Origin of the sequence: Sporosarcina sp. P1 (assembly GCF_002743155.1) — a bacterium.
In the GTDB taxonomy this organism is placed as follows: domain Bacteria; phylum Bacillota; class Bacilli; order Bacillales_A; family Planococcaceae; genus Sporosarcina; species Sporosarcina ureae_B.
The window spans coordinates 34469-52156 of the sequence record NZ_PDYS01000019.1 but is presented as its reverse complement, the minus strand read 5'-3'; the positions used below and the strand labels follow the sequence as shown (position 1 = coordinate 52156).

The window sequence follows — 17688 nt, the reverse complement described above, 5'->3', positions numbered from 1 at the left end:
GCGTGCTTGTTCTTTTAAGGTAAACAATCGTTCAGTCACATTCATCCGCTCCCACATCTTTTTATTCATTATAAACAAAAGTACCCTATAGGATAGACTTTTTTCAAAGTGTCTATCTTATAGGGTACATTTTAAGGTTCTGACGGTCGGGACTTTGTTTTATTTATTCAACTGCTACTTTTTCTGCTTCTTGTGGTACTTGAATTCCAGCGATGCGCACTGTGTCGCGAGCTAGCATGATTTCTTCGTTTGTTGGGATGATCAGTACTTTGACGGGTGAGTGCGGGAAGCTGATGTATGCTTCTTCGCCGCGAATGTTGTTTAGGCTTGGATCAAAGTAGACACCCATGAATTCCAATCCGTTCATTACTTTTTCACGAACGATTGCACTGTTCTCACCAATTCCTGCTGTGAAGATGATCGCATCCACTCCACCCATTCCAGCCGCGTATTGACCGATGTGCTGGTGGATCCGGTCTGTGAAGACATCCAAAGCCAATTGCGCGCGGTGGTTGCCTTGTTCTGCAGCTTCCGTAATATCACGCAAGTCACTTGAAAATCCACTGATTCCAAGTAGTCCTGATTTTTTATTTAATGTGTTTACCACTTCTTCAGCTGACTCGTTCGTACGTTCCATCATATATGGAATGAGAGCCGGATCAATATTACCTGAACGCGTACCCATAATTACTCCTGCTAACGGAGTAAAGCCCATGGATGTGTCTACTGATTTACCACCTTTAACAGCCGCGATACTCGCGCCGTTACCTAAGTGACAAGAGATGAGACGTGTATCTTCAAGAGGTCTATTCAAGATCTTTGCAGCACGCTCCGTTACGTATTTATGGCTCGTCCCATGGAAACCATATTTACGAATTCCGTACTTTTCATAGTATTCATATGGCAACGCATACAAAAATGCTTTTTCAGGCATTGTCTGATGGAATGCTGTGTCGAAGATTGCCACAGATGGTGTATTTGGTAACGCTTTTTCAAAAGCTTTAATGCCTACGATATTTGCTGGATTATGCAAAGGCGCAAAACTTGAAATCTCTTCCAGTTTCTCAACTACATCGTCAGTAATTAATACTGAATCACTATATAGTTCTCCCCCATGAACTACACGGTGACCGATTCCGTCAATCTCGTCATAAGATGAAACGACTCCCTCACTGAGTAAATGTTCCAAAAGCATTTCAACAGCAAACGAGTGATTAGTAATATCTACTACTTTCTCGATTTTCTTATCGTCAGTCGCCATTGTAAAAACAGAGTTTTCCATTCCAATTCGTTCGAATAACCCCTTCGTAATTTCTTCTTCGTTCGTCATTTCAATCAATTGAAACTTCAAAGAAGAACTCCCCGCATTGATCGACAAAATCTTCGGCACAAATATCCACCCCTATAAAATAATTACGTCGTAGAACGTTTGAATTTATTATAGTATCTACCTATTCCAAAAGCAATTGAATTCATGAGATGCGCGCTATCTTTCTACGAATATATTCTGAAAATAAAAAAAGGTAGAGTGACTATTCGTCACTTTACCTCTTCTTGCATCCACGCACTTAATTTATTGAAGAACTGTTGCATAGCGGTTGTATTCCCGAGTTCAGGTATTTTCGCTAACAACACGTCCGGCATGACAAATTTCTCATTCGGTGGTTGTTGTAACAATAAAATACTTTTAGCAAAGCGTTGATCTGCAAATAATGACGACGGCAGTTCAAGCAAACCTCTCAATAATTTATGTTCTTTGACAAATTTCAAAATGGGTTCTGCTCCTTCAGCAGTTAACAACTTGGAAGGGACGATAAATAATCCGTAACCACCCGGCTTCACATAACGCATAGATTGCTCAATATATAAATAATGAGAAAACGCATGACCTTCCGGTGCCATGAGTTCATAATCCATAGCCACTTCATCGTCAGGATAATAACCTACTGGTAAATCACTTACGACTGCATCGACTACATCAATAGGTAACGGACGAAGCGCGTCTTGTAGATAAAATGATACCGGTAGCTCCAATAAATTGGCTGACGCTACAGCGATTTGAATCAACACATCATCGATTTCAACTGCACTGGCAGAAGCGGAACCTTTGTATTGATTCAATACTGTGAACAAAAGATTCCCCGTTCCTGCTGCAGGATCGAGTAATGTGACGGGTTGTGCTGAATCCAATAATTTATTAACTAGATACCCCATCAAAAAGCCAATCGTATCTGGCGTCATTTGGTGATGCGCTTGTGTAGACTGCTTCAATCCTTTTAATAAGGCTAGCTGAATACCTTTACGAATCTCTTCTTTATCGGGATCTTGTAAGTCGACTGCCGATGGTTGATCTAGCCATTTTTCACTCGCTTCCAACACAGCATCCAAATACAAACCTTCTGTAGCGGTCGCATGATTGTCGTAATAGTTAAAAACTTTTTCCATATTGTTCATTTGAAATTCCTCCAAGAAGAAACCCACCTCTTGTTCAGGTGGGTTTTTAAATTAATTCAATTCTTTTACTGCTTTAATCGCTGCATCATAGTCCGGGTGGTCAGTCGCTTCACTTACATACTCAACATATGTGACTTTGTCATCACGATCGACAACGAAGATCGAACGCGTCAATAATCGTAATTCCTCAATCGCTGTACCGAATGCTGTACCAAATGAAAGATCGCGATGATCAGAGTATAAGTGTAAATTTTCCACTTTCGCGTTTTCTTTCCAACGCCCTTGTGCAAACGGAAGATCACAAGAAATCGTCATGACTTCGACATCGTCACCGAGTGATGTGGCTTCATCGTTGAAACGCTTAGTCTGGATGGAACATACACCTGTATCAACAGAAGGCACTACACTGATCAAACGTACTTTACCTTTAGAATCGTCAAGTGTAACAGGATTCAAATCATTCGCAAGCACTGTGAAGCTCGGTGCTTGATCTCCAACTTTCACTTCTGAACCTAACAGATGAATCGGATTATCTTTGAATGTAACTTGTACCATAACTAACCACTCCTTTTAATCTAGTGTACTAAACCGTAGGGTCTTCATGCAACTGATGGTGTTCAGGATGAATGATTTTCTGGACTTCTTTTCTTTCGAATGTTCGTTCATGAACCACCACCGTGTCGGCAAAGACGTCATGAAGAGCTTTCTTTTGAGGTAAGAACAAGACAAGCAAATACAGAATCCACAGCATTTGTGAAATGAAACGACCGAATCCTTCTCTAAAAATAACGGAGCTCCAACTTAATTTCTCTCCATTTGATTTCACCACACGAATTCCCATAATCATTTTCCCAACGGTTTGCCCTGCTATTTTCGTCATCAAGATAAAATACAACAATAGCAAGACAAGTGCTGTCACTTTATACGGACTGAATAAAAAGGCAGAGGGCTTGGTGATCGCCATATCAAGTACGCGGAACACCGGCTTGACAAAGATGCCGCTAATTGCGGAAATGACCAGCATGTCGATTAAAAATGCCCACAGCCTGATCCAGAAGCCTGCATATTTTGGCACGAGCGTCTGTTCAAGTCGCACGGTTGGTTGCGTATCCAGCAGTTCATTCGTCATTATCGTTTCCCTCCTTCTTATTCACCGTATAAATACATCATGCGTGGTGCTGTATTTTCAGTCAGTAATTTTTTCATAATTTGTGATTCGACATCTCCATTAAATACATTATGGGCTTTCATGGAAAGAATTGCTTTCAAATTAGTAGGCATTCCATATTCGAATACTTCTGCTTTTTCCAAGTGATAATCTTCTTTCATAGCAGAAATAACAGCTGGTAGCTTACCATAATCATCCGCAAGTCCCGCTTCGATCGCTTGACGACCATTCATGACACGTCCATCCGCGACTTTACGGACAGCCGCTTCTGACATACCGCGTCCGTCTACAATAATATCAACGAAACGCTTATACGAATCGTCAATCATTTCCTGAAGCATTGCACGTTCTTCAGGTTTCATCTCTCGAGTCGGACTCATCATGTCTTTATATGGACCTGACTTGATCGTCGGGAATTCCACGCCGTATTTTTCTGCCAACTTTCCGTAGTTAATCGATTGCATGATCACACCGATTGAACCAGTCAATGTTTCAGGATGAACATAAATTTTATCTGCAGGAGCTGAAATATAATAGCCTCCTGAAGCCGCCATGCCACCCATCGCGACGTAGACCGGAATTTCTTTCGATTCTTGAATTTCTGTAATCGCATCATAAATATCCGATGACTCCAACACACCGCCACCTGGTGAATTAACAGAAAGGACAATTCCTTTCACCGTGTCATCACTTGCTACTTCATTCAACTGCGTCATGAATTGCCGATGATTGTATTCCGCTCCACTAAAGAGGGTCGCTTCACCAACATCTTGTATGACACCATCCACTGTCAATACCGCAATTCGCTCATTGATACTTCCTTCTTCTACCACTGTCTCTTGTACTTGAGTCTCCATCAAATTGATTTCGTTGACGAAACTGTTCCAGTCTCTCGTGAAGACCCATGACATCGCATTAATACCAACCGACACAATGATCAATGTGGCGGCTACTGCTACAGCAATCCATCTTTTTGCATTCATACTATATTTCCTCCTTTGTCCACATCTACTTATACGTTCCCAATCGTCCAAATGTTTCATTCATGCTACACTTATTCTATTAACTGAAAAAGGAGATGATTCAAATGATTTCTCTACATACTATTTTTCTCTTCAGTCGTTTGGACGAAGACACCGTCCATAAAAAACATGTTATTGCTCAACGCCTTAAAAAAGAAGGCTTCAACCTAACAGAAGATCATGCCAAAGCCAATGTAGTTATCAGTATCGGCAGTGACGGCACCTTCCTACAAGCCGTTCGTAAAACCGATTTCCTTCAGGACGTTCTTTATCTCGGAGTATCCGTAAAAGGAGCACACGGCGTATATTGTGATTTCCAATTCGATGATAGTAGTTCTCTAGTACACACACTACGACAAGCAACGATAGAAGAGCGCCGTTATCCTCTCCTAGAAGTGTCGATTAATCAGCAGAATCCGTTCTTATGCCTGAATGAATTCAGCATACGTTCTACCATTATCCGCACATTTGTCATGGATATTTACATCGATGATTTATTGTTCGAAACATTTCTTGGCGACGGCATAATCATTTCCACACCAACAGGTAGTACAGCGTATAATAAATCCGTTAAAGGCGCTGTGATTGATCCGCGACTCCCTTCTTTCCAAGTGACAGAACTTGCATCGGTTAATAATAATCGCTACCGCACACTCGGCACGTCGTTCATTTTAAGCAATGAACGACAGCTGACACTCAATATCCAGCAAGAAGGCAATGAATTCCCGTCTATTGCAACAGATAACGAAGCACTCGGTATCAAACAAGTAGAAAAAGTAGAAGCACAACTAAGCAAGAAAGTCATTCGTACCGCAAAACTTCCAAATAACTCATTCTTCGAGAAAGTCCAACGTACGTTCTTCTGAAGTAAAGCAAAAAGGACTGTCAAATGTCAGAATAAAACGACTCTTGACAGTCCTTTTTATAGCTTACCGACTACATCATTTTTGATTTTGCTCTTTTTTGCGCAACTCAATACGCATAATTTTTCCTGAAGATGTTTTTGGCAACTCTTCTAAAAACTCAATCTTACGAGGATATTTATAAGGTGCCGTCAGTTCTTTGACATGATCTTGTAACTCTTTTACGAGTTTTTCAGTTGATTCCAATGTATTATCACGTAAGACGACAAATGCCTTTACAACATTTCCGCGTTCAGGATCAGGACTTGCGACTACCGCGCACTCACGAACTGCAGGGTGCTTGGTCAACGCATCTTCCACTTCGAACGGTCCAATCGTATACCCCGAGCTCACAATGATATCATCGCCTCGGCCTTCAAACCAGAAATAGCCCTCTTCATCTTTTTTCGCACGGTCTCCAGTAATATAATAATCCCCTCTAAATTGCATCTTCGTACGTTCAGGATCATTCAAATATTCTTGAAAAAGTGCAGGCGTGGATTTATGAACAGCAATATCACCCACTACACCCACATCCGCCGGTTTACCTTCATCATTAATGATTTCCACAATATTCCCCGGTGTAGGTTTGCCCATTGATCCCGGACGCGCTTCCATTCCAATCATCGTACCGACAAGCAATGTGTTCTCTGTTTGTCCATATCCATCACGAACAGAAAGCGAAAACTGTTTTTTGAAAATATCAATGATACTACGATTTAACGGCTCTCCCGCTGAGACAGCACTTTTCAAAGAGGCTAGTGAAAACGTATGTAAATTTTCAGCTTTTGCTATAAATCGGTATTCAGTCGGTGTACAACAAAGAACATTGACTTGGTACTCATCCAATAGCTGTAAATATTTTTCTACATTAAATTTACCACTATAGACTAAACCAACCGCACCGCTTCCTAGAACAGATAAGAACGGTGTCCAAATCCACTTCTGCCATCCTGGTGCTGCTGTAGCCCACACTATATCATGCTCTTCAATACCTAACCAGTTCGGTGCAGTCGTCCGCAAATGTGCATATCCCCAGCCATGTGTATGTACTACACCTTTGGGCTTGCCTGTCGTACCAGATGTATACGATAGAAACGCCATATCGTCGCTAGAGGTATCACAAGCCGTAAACTCTGACGAAGCATTCTTTTCTTGTGCGGTCAGGGAGATTTCCCCTTCTTTTGCTTCACCGATAATATAGACGGTCACTTTATCTAAATTTTCCACGTGTTCAAGTTGATCGGTAAACGCATCAAATGCAATAATCGCTTTGGCGTTACTGTGTTCAATTCGATATTCAATTTCGGAGGAACGTAACATTTCAGAACTAGGGATCACAACAAGTCCTGCCTTTAGTGCGCCAATGTATGTCACATACGCTTCAATCATGCGTGGCACCATGACCAGCACTACATCACCTTTTTTCAAGCCACTCGATGTCAGCACGTTCGCTGTACGGTTAGCCGCTTGGATGAGTTCATCATACGTTACTTGTTGTACTTGATTTTGCTCATCTACATAAATTAGTGCTCTTCTGCCATCACTTGTTGCATATTTTTCGAATTCAGAAACAATATTATAGCGTGCGGGCGCAAGTAGTTCTTCTCGGTTCATTTCCATTCCCCCTATTATGTACTACTACAAGTATACAAATAGAATAGCGAAATTTCAAAACATTATATACTTTTTCACAGTATACTGTTTGGATATGTATACTATGAGGTTTTTTAACTTGGTGAAGAAATGAAAGAAAAGGATAGGCTGAACGGGGAAACGCGAGGGGATTTGTGCTTCGGAGGGGACGCTTCAATCCCATCGTACCAACCATTGCCTTATCTACCCTATTCCATTTAGCACTTGAACTCACCCCTTACACTTAAAATCAATCCAAAAAAGATGCCCCAAGAAGCACTATGGCTTCTGAGGCATCTCGCGTCTTACGATTTACTTCGTATAACCGTTCATTTGTGACTGAGCCTGACGCACTAATCGCTTTGTAATTTCTCCGCCGACGGATCCGTTGGCACGCGATGAAGCATCTGGTCCAAGTTGTACTCCAAATTCAGAAGCAATTTCTTCTTTCATTTGGTTAAGAGCTTGTTGTGCTCCCGGAACTAACAATTGGTTTGAGTTGTTGTTGTTGCTGTTTGGCATGTCGTTCACCTCCTTGTGACATTAGAATGGTCACTTTTCAAAATATCATGCAAGGAAGATGATAGGTAATTTTTTCTTTACAACAAGTCTTCGAAGTCTTCTTCTGTTTGCTTGCTCGGAATCGTCGTTACACGCTGGCTGGCGACTTCTGCAACCATGTCATCAAACTCCTGGAAGCTTTCGTAATACGCCACTTTTTCAACTTGCGGCTTCGTTTTATTGCTCGGCGGCGTAAATACGGTACAGCAATCATCATATGGACGGATGGAAATATCGTATGTGCCAATTTTTTCAGCAATCTGGATGATTTCTAATTTATCCATTGCGATGAGCGGACGCAAGATGGGCGTATTTGTGACTTCGTTAATAGCCGTCAAACTCTCGAGCGTCTGGCTCGCTACTTGCCCTAGGCTGTCACCTGTGATCAGACCAAGTGAATTCGTATCCTTTCGCACTTGTTCAGCTACTTTCATCATCATTCGTCTTGTAGTCGTCATCGACAAATTGCTTGGGACTTGTTTGACAATCGCTTGTTGCAACTCCGTAAACGGAATAACGTGCAAACGAATGACTGCACCGAATTTTGTTAGTTGTCTGACGATGTCTTCCACTTTTTCTTTCGCTAAATCGCTCGTGAACGGCGGACTAGCAAAGTGAATCGCATCAAATGACACACCACGTTTCATCATCATATAGCCTGCCACTGGACTGTCGATTCCTCCCGACAATAACAGCAATGAGTGACCATTGGAGCCAACGGGCATGCGACCTGCGCCTTTATATGTGTGGGAAGAGATATAAGCCGCTTCATGCTGGATCTCTACATACAATAAAATTTCAGGTTTCTTCATTTGAACGATCAAATCAGGGAACGTTCTTAATACATGACCGCCTAATTCCTGTTGCAATTCTCCTGTATTGAGCGGGAAACGTTTGTCTGCACGTTTGACATCTACTTTAAATGTCTTGCCAGCCGTTTCTGTTTTCCCCAGAACTTTTAATGATGTTTCTTTAATCACTTCCAATGTAGGTTCGCAAATTACAATGGGACTGAATGATTGAATGCCGAAAATCGACGGCAATATTTCCACTGCACGATCCAGTTCTTCCGGTTTTTCTGCATAAATGAACATCCGATCACGTTCTGCACGCATCGTAACCGTTCCCAAATCGGACAAAGCAGCTTTTATATTCGCTTTTAGTTTACGTATAAATTTGCTCTTATTCTTCCCTTTAAGCGACATTTCACCATAGCGAATTAAAATGGTATTCCAGTTCATTTCCCCACTCCTTTTCTAATCAGCTCGACTAATTGACGAACCGCTACTTTCAATTGTTCAATTTCTTCATTTGTTTGATGTTTACCTAAGCTAATTCTAATGACGCCTTTTTGAAACTCTTGAGGTATATGAATCGCTTCAATGACATGACTTACATCTGAATTCTTTGATGAACAAGCACTTGAAGTCGAGACGATCATTCCCTGCTGCTGTAAGAAATTAATCGCAATCTCCCCCGTTATTCGTGCAAATGCAACGGATAGTATATAGGGCGCACTCGCGTTTGGTGCCAATACTTTGCATTCATCTAGTTCCGTGAAAAACTCAACCAGTTCATTCCGCCACTGTCGGAATTGCTCCATATCTACTTCTTCTACAAGTAAACGCGCCGCTTTCGCAAGTGCCGCCGCATGCGGTACCGATACAGTTCCACTGCGCAATTTATGTTCTTGCCCACCACCAAAGACTATTGGTTGCAGTCGTATTGTGTGACGATACGCTAAAAATCCACTATTCTTTATTCCATATATTTTATGGGCCGATAATGAAACAAGATCAGGACCATCTGCAAAATCAGTAAGCGATAGTTTCCCAAAGCTTTGTACACAATCGGAATGAAACACGGCCCGTGAAGAAGAATGGATGATTTTCGCACATTCCTCAATCGGCTGAATCGTACCTATTTCATTGTTAACATGCATGATACTAACTAAAATCGTATCTTTTTGCAACTTCGCTTGGAGTTCGTCCAATGAAATTCTTCCTTCTTCATCTACAGCTAAATAATCCACAATGAAGTTCTGTTTTTCCAGTTCCCGGAAAACATTTAATACAGAAGGATGTTCTATACGTGTCGTGAGAAGATGACGACCTTTATGCTGGTTCGCGTACACATAACCTAGTATGGCAAGATTATTGGATTCTGTTCCACCTGAAGTGAAAACTCCATCTGTCAATCCAAGTCCGATCGTTTCAAGCAATTGAGTTCGCGCACGTTCTAATAATTTTTCTGTCCGTTTCCCTTCCGCATGTAGCGATGCAGGATTGGCAAAATACGATTCGGAAGCATCCACAAAGGTGCGAAGAACTCTTTCATCTGGCTTCGTTGTGGCGCTATGATCAAAATACATAAATTTTCGTCTCCTTTCTATATGAATGAGCGAAACAAAGCCACCGGAAAACCGGTGGCTTTGTCGGGATATAATTATACTTTAACTTGAATCATACTTTGAATTTTTTTCAAGGCGCCTGGTTCCACTTCTTCCACCGCAGTACCTGCTTCTTCCAATGCTCTCAAGTAGCGACATTGCATGAAGGACTCTTCAGCTTTCAACAATTTAGCGTGAACTTCCGGATGGGACGCACGGTAACGGTTACCGTATTGGATGATTCGTTCTACAAGCAATGCATTTTCAATCAAATCTGCAGCTTTCGCACAAACATCAGTGACCACTGTATCTGCTTTTTGAACATATGATTCAACCAACGCCATATTAAGTGGCACTTCTTCCAAACCTTGTTTCACAATGAATATTTGCTCATCCGCTTCTTCAAGCTGCACTTCCATATCATCGGGAATTCCCGGGATATTGGCACGGTGTAAATTACGATCCGCAATTTGAAGTTGCTGTGCAAGCGTCACAATGCGCGAACGCACTAGATTTTCGTCGATTCGCAAGTTCTTAATACGGTTACTGAACTTGGAATGTGCATCAGAGATGGCATCCAACTCTTCCACTAGCTCTTGCAACTCAATTTGTTGAGCTGAGTACGCCAAGTTTTTCGCATCTTGACGTTCGATGAATATTTCAATTCGTTTCGCCAATGCGTTCAACTTTTGCAATGCCATTTGTGGAATAATGACTTCATTTTCGTCGAGACGGTAACTTTGTTGAACGAATTTCACTTCTTCGATCGTATCTGGAATCGCATATTGAAGTTCTTCAAACAGATCCAACATTTCATCCAAATGCTCATCTACGTAATGACGGGAACTTACTTCCTCTTCCAATACATCATAGAATGACTCGATTTCGTCATGAATTTCATTCACTTCCGCTGCCACTTCTTCAACGTCCAAGCGTGCTAATAACTGTCGAAGATCCGCAATTTGCTGTTCGATTTTATCGAAACGTGAAGGCATTTTCAGGTGTCCTAAATAATACTCCTGACCTTCCATTTCGATAATTCCTTTACGCAATTCTCGCAAAGCCGCAGGTATTTTCGTCTGCAACTCATTAAGTAACGCAGGAATCTCGTCCAGTAAAAACGAAAAGCGCTCTTCTTTTGCTCCTAGTACAATAACAATTTCACGCGCTTGTAAGTAATTTCCATTGTCGATCAGTGCGTCGTATTCTTCAAATCTTGGATTGAAGGATTCCCACTCTTTCTCCAAAGGCTCCACTGCCGGTCCAAATGCGTACTGATGAGCTAAGATCTTTTTGCGCGCGGCACGGTGGTGTTCTTTTACCGTTTCTATTTCGAACCGATTTCTTTCTTCACTGCCGATCAGTTCGTTTAGTTCCTGCAAGATCATTCGCATCTCTTTTTCACATTCGTTCAGGATTTCGCGGATCTGTTTTTCTGTTTCCGTTGCTTTCTTAAAACGGAAACGATCCACTTGCCCTTCAGCATCCAGTAAAAGCATATCTACATTATGAAGGCGATCGTCTACTACTTCTGTCCAATTATTGCGCCATCTCTCGAACATTTCTTCTGTTTCGCCGGTCATGTTCAACTGCTTTACTTTCGTCATTTCTTCGAATATTGGCTCGTTTTGAATTTGTAATTTTTCTTGTTCCATTTCACTGATTTCTTGTATATGCTTTCGCCTAGACAGAAATGCCATCACTGTTAAAACAATGATGATAACTAATGGAATGATGACGTATATCATCTCACTATGATCCCCCTATCCCACACTTCGCGCATAAAGTGACTACTTTAGATATTATAGTATATCGTAACATGTTTAAAGCATTTTCGTCTTCTATTCACATCTTTTTTAAAAAACAACGAACTTTTTATCACATCCTAGGAAATTTCAAGAAGAATTTTCGTATTTCCATGTTCTTTTCTTACAAATTTTGCGAACTATTCAATTATACAATGGATAACAGGCCATCTTCATTTAAGTCACTATACTTTCCGGTTATCCAAGTCTTGTCAATGCCTTCTCATCACTCAAACTCCGTTCGCTTCATTTGCATTCATTATCTGATAAACTATGTACGAGAAAGAGGTGGGCATAGTGGATAGCAAAGATCCGTATCAAGAAGACTTGGACGACGATGAGCTGCAAGATCTCGTACTCGAAGCGCAACGGGAAGCGTTAGAGAAAGCAGCAGCTGAAAAAAATGTCCGTCGCACCTATCGTCCTTTCCCTAAGTGGATGTTTTGGATCATGGCCACTACTTTAGCACTCAGTACGTTCGCCATTGTTTTTCAGATATACTCCATTCCAGCATTGGAGTTTTTAAAAGCATCGTCAGAGTTATCTTCAGATCCACAAATAGCAGAGTATAAAGAAGCGGTAGTTGTCGTAGCTACAGAAAATACGAAAGGTACAGGTTTTTCCATTAATGAACAAGGTACCATTCTAACGAATTATCATGTAGTTGAAGGAAATGAATCGATGATCGTCTCTTTCCCTGAAGGCGAACGATTTACCGCAGATGTCACACACGTGTTTCCAGACATCGATCTTGCGGTACTTGAAGTGAACGGAACGAATCTTCCCCACTTAACTTTAGCAAAAGAAACGACTTTTTATGATCATGAGCCGATTACGTTTATCGGAAATCCTTTGAGTTTTTCAGGAATAGCGAATAAAGGTCATACGATCGACTACACACAGCTGGCTGATTGGGATATACCTGTCGTGATGATTCAAGCGCCTGTCTATAGAGGAAATAGCGGAAGTCCTGTTATTAATGAAGAAGGCAAAGTAATCGGCATTGTGTTTGCTACATTAGATGAGGAAACGCATGGTAAAGTAGGGTTATTCATTCCTGTAGATGCTTATTACAAGGCAATAGCTAATGACAAAAGTACGTGACAGAAAAACGGCTCGGGAGTTACACTTTTTACTCTTTATGTATACAAAAACAAAACCGGTCAAAGGAATTGATTCCTTTGACCGGTTTATTTACCGTCTTATTTTTTAGCGACTAGTAATAGTCTACCTTTGTCTAGTTCGCTTTCGCCTTCTTCGGCTTCTGCTTTTGAAAGGCCAATCGCTTGCATCTGTGCGCGTAACGTATCGCCACGAGATGTGAACATGTTCTTCATTGTTTCGAGGAAGCCCATCTCTGCCATACCTACTTGTTCTGAATCCAATGCGTCTGAAATTTTGTCTTCACGATCTTCACTATGTGCGAAAACATAAATTTCGTCATGCGTGTAGCCTTGTGTTACCAATTCTTCAATCTTCTTTTTAGCTTGTACTGCGTTCTCTAGGAAAAACTTATCCATTTATCATTACCTCCGTTATATTTGTTTTCTGCTCTATTCATCTATACCTATTCTTAGCGATCCTTAAACAATAATGCTGAATTTCACGACCTTCGAACCATTGTCTTGTTTTAAACTGATAGATATTACATAATTTCTAGACTAGAAATAAAATAATAGTCGGAATATGCTATACTTTCTTTATATTAAAGCGAAAACAGGGGGGTATTTCATTGTCCACACAACGTATTGAAGCAGGTTTAGAGAAAATTAAAGAGTATGTAAGTGAAGAAGAAGCCGAACGCATGATGACAGCGGATGCATTAAAAGAGTTGGCACCCGATTTACGGAAATACATAGTCGAGTTCGCGTATGGTGAAATTTATTCGCGACCAGGGCTCGACAGTAAACAAAGACAATTGGTGACTCTCGCTTCACTTGTTACTCAAGGAGCGACTACACAAATAAAAACGCATGTACAGCGTGCAGTAACGATCGGTTTAACTAAAACGGAAATCGTGGAGAGCATGATGCAACTCATTCCATACGTTGGATTTCCACGTGTACAAACGGCGTTGACGGCAGCTAAAGAAGTACTCGAGCAAGAAAAATGACAATGAAAGCCGGCCAAGAGATTTGTCTTGGCCGGCTTTTATTTACCATCTAAAGATCGCAGCTGCACCCGTTTCAACAGGCATCCGTTCTTTCGGAAGAACGACTACTTCGCCTCCGGTTTTAAAGACGATTTCTGCTAAGTCATCCAACACATCATCTACTGCAGATTCCTCCAGGTGTTTCGACTGAATTTCTCCTGTGTCTAGGTTGATTTTACCTGGATACAAATAATCGTCTTCCAATATAAGTCGTCTGATACGGTCTTCACTTGCCGCTTTAGCAATTTCTTCGATGTTTCCAGAAGCTTGGTCGCTCGCCTTAGCATTTTCAAAATTCTCCACTAAGTCTTTTGTTTTCTGTAAATACGTGGGTTCTACTAATTCCCAAGCCATTTTACGTAACTGCTCTAGATTCATGGCATCAAAGTCGGACTTAATTCCATCGGCTTGCAAGTATGGATTATGACTTAACTCTTTGAACTGCGTCTGATATTCCGAAAGTGTGACTAAATATAAAGGAATTTCCATCGGCTTCGAGTAATTCTCTGCAACCGTTCGATCTACGTATCGGAAATAACGCTCAATATCGATGTCAATTTCATCTTTTTTACCCCCATGTCCATGCAACATCGCCGTTCCAGCAGCTCCACCCGAGTTACCAGCACCCAAATGCGACTCGGTCACTTGATCACCAATCGCTTCATCTTTCGTTTTCGCCAATTCCTCGGGGATCTCTACTTCCTCTACACCATAGCGATTTCCTTCAAAAAGTTTGAATTCTTGTCTATTGACGCCGAGTAGATGATATCGATCGGCAGATTGGAATACGCGAATAAGCGGTTTGATATGGAAACTGTCTGACACAATCGCCAATTCCGGTACAGGACGTTGTAGACGATAGGCTATGATCCGTTCCTTCGTTGCGAATAACGCTAGTCCATCTCCTGCATGTGCCCAGAAAGGACGCTCGCCTTCCAGTTTCTCAAGTGGAGCCAATAGACTCTTCACTTCATTCGCAGAATGTTTTTTGGATAACTCTTCATGTACTGTTTGTAATAAGTTTTTAAATCGAATCGGGTCTTGTTGATTTTCAGGTCGATACCGGTGGGTCGGTTGATAAATGGAAATACATGTCTCCGCTTGCTCCCTCAAAAACTCATGAGGAAATTCGTTTACAATTTCTACGTTCATCCTAATCCCTCCAATGAAAATTTCCTGTATACAACAACAGGCTCTATTTTACTTGTTCCCTCTTCACTTGTTTGTAAACTATACGATTTCGATAGTATAGAATGTCCTTGACAAATCATTACATTCCCTGTATAGTTACTGATTGGGATTGATAACAGATCTGAAACAAGAAATGGCGTTCTGCAGATGTTTATTCGGAACACTTATTCATCACTGGCGCGACTATAGGGTCGCAAGGACGCAAAAGTAGGTAGGGTTTGCGTTGCTTAAGGGAAACAACCAGTAGAACAACGACCGCGGCAAAAGAGGTCCAATCAGAATCTACATGCTATATAAATCAACACATATAATCGTTGTCAAACGTAACATTTATTATCCTATACAAAAAGCGAGCTCCCCAATAGGGGACGCTCGCTTTTTTCAATTCACATCGCTTCAAATGCTTGATCTAAGTCTGCCATAATATCATCCATATGCTCTAGCCCTACAGATAAGCGCAGTAACGCATCAGACACACCCATCTTCTCGCGGTCTTCTTTTGGCACAGCGGAGTGTGTCATCGTCGCGGGGTGCTGCATTAGCGTCTCTGCATCGCCTAGACTCACCGCCAACTTGACGAGCGATAAATGATTCAGCAACTTCTGCGCCTCTTCTTTTCCGCCTTTGATCGTAAAGGAAATCAAACCGCCACCCATTTTCATCTGCTTCTTCGCAATCTCATACTGCGGATGCTGGTCATCAAACGGATAGAATACTTCTTCTACTTTCGGATGCTTCTGTAAATACTCAAAAAGTATCTTGGCATTGGCTGAATGTCGGTCCATTCGGATAGGTAATGTCTTAATACCGCGTAACAACAGCCACGCATCGAATGGTGAAATGATACCGCCAAAATCTTTTAACACAGTCCCACGAAGTGTCGCCATCTCGTCTGCATCTTTCCCAACGAGCAACCCTGCGATCACATCACCGTGTCCATTAATATATTTCGTTGCGCTATGAAGCACATAATCTACACCGAATGTTAAAGGTGTTTGAATATAAGGAGAGCAGAAAGTATTATCCACTACGACTTTCAAGTTATGGCGCTTGGCTACATTGACTACCGCTTCGAGATCTACCAACTCCATCGTCGGATTAATCGGCGTTTCTATATACATACATGTAGTCTCAGGCTTCACAGCTTGTTCAATCTCTTGTTCCGTTTTCATGGAGATTAAATCATGCGTGATATTATACTTCTCTTCCAATATTTTTAAGAATCCGAATGTGCACCCATAAATGCCGCGCGAACAAATCACATGATCATTGGCTTTTGTCAAATGAACGAGCACCGCACTGACCGCGGCCATCCCCGAAGCAAATGCAAGTCCTGCTGCACCCTCTTCCATCTTGGCAATACGTTCTTCAAGCACAGCGACCGTCGGATTTCCTAAACGAGAATAAATATTCCCCGCTTCCTCACCAGCAAAACGCCGCTCTCCTTGTTCAGCCGAATCAAATACATAGGTTGAGGTTTGGTAGAGTGGCACAGCTAGACTTCCTTGATGATCTTTGCTGTCGTATCCTTCATGTATCATGGCCGTCTCTTTATGCCAATTGCTATTTTGCTTCATATTGATTCCTCCTAGTTATAACTTATTCTTGTTGTAATGAAAGCGCTTTAGTCTAGTGTACATCGATTGTTAGCAAAACGAAAGAGCAATCATTTTCATTTATTTTAATTTTTTAAAAAATGTCGATTTCCGTTCTAAGTGGATGCTTTCCACTACCATCTGCTGCGTGTTGTGGTTAGTTCATGTTGTTTTTCTAAATGCGTGAATTTACAGGAAAATGTATATAATGATAGAATAAAAATTATAGAGAGTGGTGATTTTTTGGATTGGCTATCAATGTTGGGGCTCGGAATTATTTTATTAATGGTTGTACTAATAGTTCTTTTATTATCCTCATTAGCGAAACAAGGAGATGAAAGAAAACAACTCATAAAAACAAAATCTATGTCTCAAACATTTGCTATTGTAATCGGGATATTGATTTTCAAAAGTGGAGCATTCTTGTATATGGAAATTTGGAAAGGACAGGAATCTGAAGGAATGAATCCATTTTCTTTTCTAGTGACTATTTCTATCTTGTACCTTATTACACTCCAAATTAACAAAAAGAAGCATGGCTCTTGATTATTACGAAAAATAATTATTTAATCTTTCAACAGTTTACAATTTGGAAACCACATGCCGTCAAATGACGGTTTTTTCTTTGGCTGTTTTCGTAAGGATTGTTGTTTTTAGGACTAAAATAAATATCGTGATATAATATAGAGTGGATAAGGAATTAAATGGTAATTGTTTAATGATTTGAATATGATAAATTAGAAATAGAGAAGTCAAATTAATTTTTGGGAGGTGAAGTACCTATGAATGATAAGATTTTAAAGTTCGTACTTTT

At 41.0% G+C, this 17688-nt stretch carries 16 protein-coding genes; 3 read left to right on the top strand and 13 right to left on the bottom strand.

Translation table 11 applies throughout. The features are described 5' to 3' along the window. Positions 1-163 precede the first annotated feature (163 nt). The 5 genes from CSV73_RS14415 to sppA all read right to left on the bottom strand — a co-directional run bounded on the left by CSV73_RS14415 (position 164) and on the right by sppA (position 4605). The gene (locus CSV73_RS14415; RefSeq protein WP_099627936.1) at positions 164-1390 is read right to left on the bottom strand and encodes an acetate kinase; all 1227 of its coding nucleotides are present in this window, start codon (positions 1388-1390) and stop codon (positions 164-166) included. Between the two features lie 149 nt (positions 1391-1539). Continuing rightward, positions 1540-2454 carry a class I SAM-dependent methyltransferase gene (locus tag CSV73_RS14410; RefSeq protein WP_099627940.1) on the bottom strand — a complete coding sequence of 305 codons (915 nt, stop codon included), beginning with the start codon at positions 2452-2454 and terminating at the stop codon, positions 1540-1542. A gap of 51 nt (positions 2455-2505) precedes the next feature. After that, positions 2506-3009, bottom strand: a complete 504-nt coding sequence (tpx, locus tag CSV73_RS14405) for a thiol peroxidase (protein ID WP_099627935.1) — start codon at positions 3007-3009, stop codon at positions 2506-2508. A 28-nt stretch (positions 3010-3037) separates the two neighbouring features. Beyond that, positions 3038-3583 (bottom strand): RDD family protein, encoded by a 546-nt coding sequence (locus tag CSV73_RS14400; protein WP_233202910.1) that lies wholly within the window; start codon positions 3581-3583, stop codon positions 3038-3040. 17 nt (positions 3584-3600) lie between these two features. Then, complete coding sequence (gene sppA, locus CSV73_RS14395; protein WP_085131226.1) at positions 3601-4605, bottom strand: signal peptide peptidase SppA; 1005 nt, start codon at positions 4603-4605, stop codon at positions 3601-3603. Positions 4606-4709: 104 nt separating this feature from the next. Here sppA and CSV73_RS14390 point away from each other — a divergent pair, with 104 nt between their 5' ends. Then, positions 4710-5510: an NAD kinase gene (locus CSV73_RS14390; RefSeq protein ID WP_099627933.1), complete on the top strand. Its 801-nt coding sequence runs from the start codon at positions 4710-4712 to the stop codon at positions 5508-5510. Positions 5511-5585: 75 nt separating this feature from the next. Here CSV73_RS14390 and mbcS read toward each other — a convergent pair whose 3' ends face one another. From mbcS to ezrA, 5 genes are all read right to left on the bottom strand, one after another. After that, complete coding sequence (gene mbcS / locus CSV73_RS14385; RefSeq protein ID WP_099627932.1) at positions 5586-7163, bottom strand: acyl-CoA synthetase MbcS; 1578 nt, start codon at positions 7161-7163, stop codon at positions 5586-5588. 330 nt (positions 7164-7493) lie between these two features. Beyond that, a complete protein-coding gene (locus tag CSV73_RS14380) occupies positions 7494-7703 on the bottom strand; it encodes an alpha/beta-type small acid-soluble spore protein (RefSeq protein WP_085131229.1) in 210 nt (69 codons plus the stop codon). Between the two features lie 77 nt (positions 7704-7780). Beyond that, positions 7781-8983: a tRNA uracil 4-sulfurtransferase ThiI gene (thiI, locus tag CSV73_RS14375; RefSeq protein WP_099627931.1), complete on the bottom strand. Its 1203-nt coding sequence runs from the start codon at positions 8981-8983 to the stop codon at positions 7781-7783. Next, on the bottom strand, positions 8980-10113 hold the full coding sequence (locus CSV73_RS14370) for a cysteine desulfurase family protein (protein ID WP_099627930.1): 1134 nt from the start codon (positions 10111-10113) through the stop codon (positions 8980-8982). The genes thiI and CSV73_RS14370 overlap by 4 nt, the downstream gene beginning before the upstream one ends. A 74-nt stretch (positions 10114-10187) precedes the next feature. Beyond that, on the bottom strand, positions 10188-11879 hold the full coding sequence (gene ezrA, locus CSV73_RS14365) for a septation ring formation regulator EzrA (protein WP_085131232.1): 1692 nt from the start codon (positions 11877-11879) through the stop codon (positions 10188-10190). Between the two features lie 354 nt (positions 11880-12233). On the opposite strand from ezrA, the gene CSV73_RS14360 reads away from it, so the two are divergent. Continuing rightward, on the top strand, positions 12234-13040 hold the full coding sequence (locus tag CSV73_RS14360) for a S1C family serine protease (RefSeq protein WP_099627929.1): 807 nt from the start codon (positions 12234-12236) through the stop codon (positions 13038-13040). A gap of 98 nt (positions 13041-13138) precedes the next feature. On the opposite strand, the gene CSV73_RS14355 is transcribed toward CSV73_RS14360, so the two are convergent. Then, positions 13139-13456 carry a YflT domain-containing protein gene (locus CSV73_RS14355; RefSeq protein ID WP_085131234.1) on the bottom strand — a complete coding sequence of 106 codons (318 nt, stop codon included), beginning with the start codon at positions 13454-13456 and terminating at the stop codon, positions 13139-13141. 212 nt (positions 13457-13668) lie between these two features. On the opposite strand from CSV73_RS14355, the gene CSV73_RS14350 reads away from it, so the two are divergent. Beyond that, a complete protein-coding gene (locus CSV73_RS14350; RefSeq protein ID WP_199093153.1) occupies positions 13669-14049 on the top strand; it encodes a carboxymuconolactone decarboxylase family protein in 381 nt (126 codons plus the stop codon). Between the two features lie 42 nt (positions 14050-14091). Here CSV73_RS14350 and CSV73_RS14345 read toward each other — a convergent pair whose 3' ends face one another. Both CSV73_RS14345 and megL read right to left on the bottom strand, forming a co-directional pair. Beyond that, positions 14092-15240, bottom strand: coding sequence for a baeRF3 domain-containing protein (locus CSV73_RS14345; RefSeq protein ID WP_099627928.1), 1149 nt, complete (start codon positions 15238-15240; stop codon positions 14092-14094). Positions 15241-15665: 425 nt separating this feature from the next. Further along, positions 15666-16856 (bottom strand): methionine gamma-lyase, encoded by a 1191-nt coding sequence (gene megL / locus CSV73_RS14340; protein WP_099627927.1) that lies wholly within the window; start codon positions 16854-16856, stop codon positions 15666-15668. Between the last annotated feature and the right edge of the window lie 832 nt (positions 16857-17688).